This is a genomic window from Salinisphaera sp. G21_0 (genome assembly GCF_017744115.1).
Lineage (GTDB): Bacteria > Pseudomonadota > Gammaproteobacteria > Pseudomonadales > Endozoicomonadaceae > Endozoicomonas.
On record NZ_JAGHQW010000275.1, the window covers coordinates 1 to 549 of the forward strand.

The 549-nt window shown below is 56.5% G+C and carries 1 protein-coding gene; it reads left to right on the forward strand.

The annotated features are described in order from the left end of the window. The coding region (locus tag J7439_RS26040) for a hypothetical protein (RefSeq protein ID WP_209204963.1) at nucleotides 1-549 on the forward strand (549 nt) is incomplete at both ends.

Consider the following 549-nt stretch of genomic DNA (forward strand, 5'->3'; position numbering starts at 1 on the left):
TCCTGACCCTGCCCTGCTTGAAAGAGGGCTGGCAGGAGGGCAAAGACGAGGACGTTAAGGGCAAACCGCTCGACCGGGCACTGGTCACCAATATTTCCTCCATGTGTAATGGCAAAGGCTTACCGAACGATAAGGACGTGAAGGTTTTCCTGACCCTGCCCTGCTTGAAAGAGGGCTGGCAGGAGGGCAAAGACGGGGACGTTAAGGGCAAACCGCTCGACCGGGCACAGGTCACCAATATTTCCGCCATGTGTCATGGCAAAGGCTTACCGAAAGATAAGGACGTGAAGGCCTTCCTGACCCTGCCCTGCTTGAAAGAGGGCTGGCAGGAGGGCAAAGACGAGGACCTTAAGGGCAAACCGCTCGACCGGGCACTGGTCACCAATATCTCCGCCATGTGTAATGGCAAAGGCTTACCGAACGATAAGGACGTGAAGGCCTTCCTGACCCTGCCCTGCTTGAAAGAGGGCTGGCAGGAGGGCAAAGACGAGGACGTTAAGGGCAAACCGCTCGACCGGGCACTGGTCACCAATATTTCCTCCATGTGTT